The following is a 5485-nucleotide window of genomic DNA, read 5'->3' on the forward strand; positions in this document are numbered from 1 at the left end:
CGCGCTGCGCGGCGACCGCATCGGCATGATCTTCCAGGAGCCGATGACGGCACTCAACCCGGTGCACACGGTGGGCCACCAGGTCGCCGAGCCGCTGCGGCTGCACCGCGGCATGAACGCCTCCGCGGCCCGCAAGGAGGCGATCGCCCTGCTCGATCGCGTCGGCATCCCGGACGCGGCCCGGCGCATCGACGCCTACCCGCACCAGTTCTCCGGCGGGCAGCGCCAGCGCATCACGATCGCGATGGCACTCGCCTGCGGACCCGACCTGCTGATCGCCGACGAGCCGACCACCGCGCTGGACGTGACCATCCAGCGCCAGATCCTGGACCTGATCCGCGAACTGGTGGCCGAGCGCCGGATGGCGCTGATGCTGATCTCGCACGACCTCGGCGTGATCGCCCAGAACGTGCAGCGCATGCTGGTGATGTACGGCGGCAGCGTGGTGGAAAGCGGCCCCACGGCCTCGGTGTTCGCCAACCGCATGCATCCGTACACGCTGGGGCTGTTCGCGGCACGGCCGGGGCTGCATGCCGGCAAGCGGCGCAGGCTGGTGACGATTCCGGGGACGGTGCCGGAACTGGTGGACCTGCCGAAAGGGTGCCCGTTCGCGGGGCGCTGCCGGTGGACGATTGCCGAATGCGATGCGGGGCTGCCGGCGGCGATCGAGGTGGAGGCGGGGCACCGGGCGCGGTGCATCCGGCTGGATGTGGTGGCGAGGGAGCGGGAGCAACAGCCGGAACAGCCATGAACGGGCCGCTGCTGGAGGTGGAGAACCTCGTCAAGGACTACAGCCTGCCGCGCGAGAAGCTCTTGCGGGCGCCGGGCAAGGTGCATGCGCTGCGGGGCGTGAGCTTCACGATCCAGGCCGGGCGCAGCCTGGGCATCGTCGGCGAATCGGGCTCGGGCAAGTCGACGCTCGCGCGGCTGGTGATGGCGCTGGACCGGCCCACCTCCGGCCGCGTGCGCCTGCTCGGGCAGGACCTGCACACGCTGCCACGCGAGGCGCTGCGCCAGGCGCGGCGCGACTTCCAGATGGTGTTCCAGGACCCGTACGGCTCGCTCGATCCGCGCCAGACCGTGGAGCGCATCGTGAGCGAGCCGCTGGCGGCCCAGGGCGAAAGCCGCACCGGGCAGCACCGGCGCGCCAGCGAGGTGGTGGAGGCGGTGGGCCTGCGCGCCAGCGACCTGCGCAAGTACCCGCACGAGTTCTCCGGCGGGCAGCGCCAGCGCATCGCCATCGCCCGCGCGCTCGTCACGCGGCCGCGGCTGATCGTGGCCGACGAGCCCGTCAGCGCGCTCGACGTCTCGGTGCAGGCGCAGGTGCTCAATCTGATGCAGGACCTGCAGGCCGAATTCGGCATCACCTACATGCTGATCAGCCACGACCTGGCCGTGGTGCACCACCTGTGCGATGACGTCGCCGTGCTGTGGCAGGGCCGGATCGTGGAACAGGGCCCGCCCGAGCGCCTGTTCGCGCAGCCGCGGCACGAGTACACGCGCACCCTCGTCGCGGCCGTGCCGGAGCCCGAGCCGCCCCGGCCCAGCCCCCTTGCCACCCCGTTCGAAAGTCGGGGATGATCCCTGTCGTCCCCAGCCTCTAGTCTCCAGTCTCTAGCCCCGGAGTTACAAGAAATGATGAAACGCCGCAGCGTCCTCGCGCACAGCGCCTCGCTCGCCGCCCTGGCCACCCTGCCCGCGGGCGCGCTGGCGCAGGGCCGCAAGGATTCGATCGTCCTGGCCATGGCGCTCGAGCCCAGCCCCGGCCTCGATCCCACCGGGGGCGCCGCCTCCTCGATCGGCGAGGTCACGCTGTACAACATCTACGAGACGCTGACCAAGATCCACCCGGACGGCTCGGTCACGCCGCTGCTGGCCGAGAGCTGGGAGGTCTCGCCCGACCTCACCACCTACACCTTCAAGCTGCGCAAGGGCGTGAAGTTCCAGAACGGCGAGCCCTTCAACGCGCAGACGGTCAAGTTCTCCTTCGACCGCGCCGGCGCCGAGAAGAGCACGAACAAGGACAAGCGCACCTTCGCCAGCCTCACCACCCGCGCGGTGGACGAGCACACGGTGGTGATCCTCACCAAGGAAGTGGATCCCGACTTCCCCTTCCTGCTCGGGCAGGCCACCGCGGTGATCGTGGAGCCCAAGAGCGCCGACACCAACATGACCAAGCCGGTGGGCACCGGCCCCTTCATGCTGGAGAACTGGGTCAAGGGCTCGTCGATCACGCTGAAGAAGTGGGACGGCTACCGCAACGCCGCCGGCATCAAGCTGCGGCGCGCCACCTTCCGCATCATCGCCGACCCGGCCGCGCAGGTGGCCGCGCTGCTGGCCGGCGACGTCGACGCCTTCCCGCGCGTCACGCCGCGCAGCGTGGCGCAGTTCAAGAACAATCCGCGCTTCCAGGTGATCGTCTCCGGCTCGCGCGCCAAGACCATCCTCGCCATCAACAACGGCAAGAAGCCCTTCGACGACGTGCGGGTGCGCCGCGCGATCGCCATGGCCGTCGACCGCAAGGCGGTGATCCAGGGCGCGGGCGACGGCTACGGGGCGCCGATCGGCAGCCACTATCCGCCCAGCGCGCCGGGCTACGTGGACCTGACGGGCGTGAACCCGTACAACCCCGAGAAGGCCAAGGCGCTGCTGAAGGAAGCGGGCGTGGCGACGCCGCTGGAACTGACGATCACCCTGCCGCCGCCGCCCTACGCGCGCCAGGGCGGTGAGGTGATCGCCTCGGAGCTGGCCAAGGTGGGCATCCAGGCCAAGCTGCAGAACGTGGAGTGGGCCCAGTGGCTCTCCAACGTCTACGGCAACAAGAACTACGACCTGACGATCGTCTCGCACGTCGAGCCCTTCGACCTCGGCAACTTCGCCAAGCCGGACTACTACTGGAACTACCACTCCACCAGGTTCAACCAGGAGTACGACCAGTACAAGCACACCGCCAACGCGAAGGAGCGCGAGAAGCTGCTGGGCGACCTGCAACGCATCATCGCCGAGGATTCGGTGCACGCCTTCCTGTACCAGCCGCAGTGGGTGACGGTGGCCAACAAGAACGTGCGCGGCCTCTGGAAGGACATGCCGATCTTCGCCAACGACCTGTCCTCCATGTCCTGGGCCTAGCGGCATGGAGCCGGCACTGCACGAGATTCCCGCTCCGCGCCTGGTGGAGCTCTATCGCCGGCGCGAGGTGTCGCCGGTGGAGGTGGCCCGCAGCGTGCTGGGGCACGTGGAGCGCTGGGAGCAGCACATCCACGCCTTGTACCTGCTGCGGCCGGACCACGTGCTGGAGCAGGCACGCGCGAGCGAGGCGCGCTGGGCGCGCGGCGAGCCGCTGGGCCTGATCGACGGCGTGCCGGCCACGATCAAGGACAACATCGCCACCCGCGGCGACCCCACGCCCCTGGGCACGGCGGCCAGCGAGCTGATCCCCGCGGTGGCCGACGCGCCGCCGGCCGCGCGCGTGCGCGAGCACGGCGGCGTGCTGCTCGCCAAGACGACCATGCCGGACTACGGCATGTTGTCCTCGGGCCTTTCGAGCTTCCACAAGCTGGCCCGCAATCCGTGGAACCTCGCCAAGACGCCCGGCGGTTCCAGCGCGGGCGCGGGCGCCGCGGCGGCGGCCGGCTACGGCCCGCTGCACATCGGCACCGACATCGGCGGTTCGCTGCGGCTGCCGGCGGGCTGGTGCGGCATCTTCACCCTGAAGCCCAGCCTCGGCCGCATCCCGATCGATCCGCCCTACATGGGGCGCGCGGCGGGGCCGATGACGCGCACGGTGGCAGACGCCGCGCTGTTCATGCAGGTGCTCTCCGGCCCCGACGACCGCGACAGCATGGGCCTGCCGCCGCAGGAGATCGCCTGGTTCGCCTTCGACACCGGGGTGGACCGCCTGCGCGGCCTGCGCATCGGCCTGCTGATGGACGCGGGCTGCGGCCTGCCCGTCGACGCGGAGGTGCGTGCGGCAGTGGAGAACGCGGCGCACATCCTCGAGCGCGCCGGCGCCGTGGTGGCGCCGCTGAAGCCCTTCATGACCCAGGCCATGCTCGATGGCATGGACCACTTCTGGCGCATGCGCTCGCACGTGGACATGCGCGGCCTGCCGCCGGAAGTGAAGGCGCGCGTGCTGCCCTACATCCAGCAATGGGCCGACAGCGCGGCGGGCCTCACGGGCGAGGGGGTGTTCCGCGCCTTCCACCAGTTCCACCTGACGCGGGTGGCGGCGGTGAATGCCTGCCGGCCGTTCGACTACGTGATCTCGCCCACCTCGCCGGTGCCGGCCTTCGCGGCCGAACTGCCCTCGCCCACCAACGATCCGCTGCGGCCGCTGGAGCACATCGGTTTCACGGTGCCGTTCAACATGTCGGAGCAGCCGGCTGCTTCGATCAACTGCGGCTACACCGCCGGCGGCCTGCCGATCGGCCTGCAGATCGTGGGCAAGCGCTTCGACGACCTCGGCGTGCTGCAGGTGGCGCGCGCCTTCGAGCTGGTGCGCGAGCCGCAACGCCCGTGGCCGCAGCCGCCGTCGGAGGCGATCTACCACGTGGACTGACCCCGGCCTCTGGACCGGCCCGGAGGCTAGCGGGCCAGCCGGCGCTGGTCGTACACCGGCTGCGGCGGCAGGTCGGCCAGGTGCTCGGTGTCGGCCCAGCGCAGGATCTCGAAGCTGCCCCCGCGCACGCGGATGCGGTTCAGGCCCGCGTTGGGGATCTCGCTCTGGCGCGGGCCGTTCAGGCCCAGCGAACGCGCGGTGCGGTAGACCATGTCCAGCACGCCGCCGTGCGTGACGACCACGATGGTCTGGCGCGGATGCGCGGCGGCGACGCGCTGCACGGCCTCCATCACGCGGGCGTGGAAGGCGCGGGTGGATTCGCCTTCCGGCATGGCGAAGTCTTCCTCGAAGCGCAGCCAGCGCTCCCAGGCCTGCGGATGCTCGCGCTGGATCTCCTCCACGCGCATGCCGTCCACGCGGCCGAAGGCCTGCTCGCGCAGGCCGCGCTCGGCCACCGGCTTCAGGGCGAGGCGGCCGGCGATCGGCTCGGCGGTCTGCATGGCGCGCAGCAGGTCGCTGAAGTACACGGCGTCGGCCCGTTCGCCGGCGAGCCGCGCGGCGAGCCGCCGCGCCTGCTCGTGGCCGACGGCGTTGAGGCCGACGTTCACCTGGCCCTGGAAGCGCAGCTCGCGGTTCATGTCCGTTTCGCCGTGGCGCACCAGCACCAGTTCCGTCGCATCCGCGTCGATTCGCATGACGAAATTATCCGGGCCGCAGCGCGCGGCGGGAAGCGCACGAACCCGCGTCGCGCGCCCTTTTCGATGCGAAGTGTGTCAGTCGCGCCCCAGGCTGCGGACCTTTTCCACCAGGCGCTGCTGCACGCTGGGCGAGACGAACTGGTGGACCTCGCCGCCGAGGACGGCGATCTCGCGCACGAAGGTGCTGGAGATGAACTGGTACTTGTCGCTCGGGGTCAGGAACACCGTC

At 70.7% G+C, this 5485-nt stretch carries 5 protein-coding genes and 1 pseudogene; 4 read left to right on the forward strand and 2 right to left on the reverse strand.

The features are described 5' to 3' along the window. From VFM98_RS01210 to VFM98_RS01225, 4 genes are all read left to right on the forward strand, one after another. On the forward strand, positions 1 to 751 hold a 751-nt coding region (locus tag VFM98_RS01210; protein ID WP_325108061.1), incomplete at its 5' end, for an ABC transporter ATP-binding protein. After that, the gene (locus VFM98_RS01215; protein WP_325108062.1) at positions 748 to 1581 is read left to right on the forward strand and encodes an ATP-binding cassette domain-containing protein; all 834 of its coding nucleotides are present in this window, start codon (positions 748 to 750) and stop codon (positions 1579 to 1581) included. The genes VFM98_RS01210 and VFM98_RS01215, both read left to right, overlap by 4 nt. A gap of 54 nt (positions 1582 to 1635) precedes the next feature. Continuing rightward, positions 1636 to 3129 carry an ABC transporter substrate-binding protein gene (locus tag VFM98_RS01220; RefSeq protein ID WP_325108063.1) on the forward strand — a complete coding sequence of 498 codons (1494 nt, stop codon included), beginning with the start codon at positions 1636 to 1638 and terminating at the stop codon, positions 3127 to 3129. A 4-nt stretch (positions 3130 to 3133) separates the two neighbouring features. Further along, positions 3134 to 4558, forward strand: a complete 1425-nt coding sequence (locus VFM98_RS01225) for an amidase (protein WP_325108064.1) — start codon at positions 3134 to 3136, stop codon at positions 4556 to 4558. A gap of 26 nt (positions 4559 to 4584) precedes the next feature. Here the strand turns inward: VFM98_RS01225 and VFM98_RS01230 are convergent, their stop codons facing one another. After that, positions 4585 to 5253: a histidine phosphatase family protein gene (locus VFM98_RS01230; RefSeq protein ID WP_325108065.1), complete on the reverse strand. Its 669-nt coding sequence runs from the start codon at positions 5251 to 5253 to the stop codon at positions 4585 to 4587. Positions 5254 to 5331: 78 nt separating this feature from the next. After that, a pseudogene (locus tag VFM98_RS01235) lies at positions 5332 to 5485 on the reverse strand (pantetheine-phosphate adenylyltransferase); the annotation flags it as partial.

The sequence above is a fragment of the Ramlibacter sp. genome (genome assembly GCF_035706265.1).
Lineage (GTDB): Bacteria > Pseudomonadota > Gammaproteobacteria > Burkholderiales > Burkholderiaceae_C > Ramlibacter.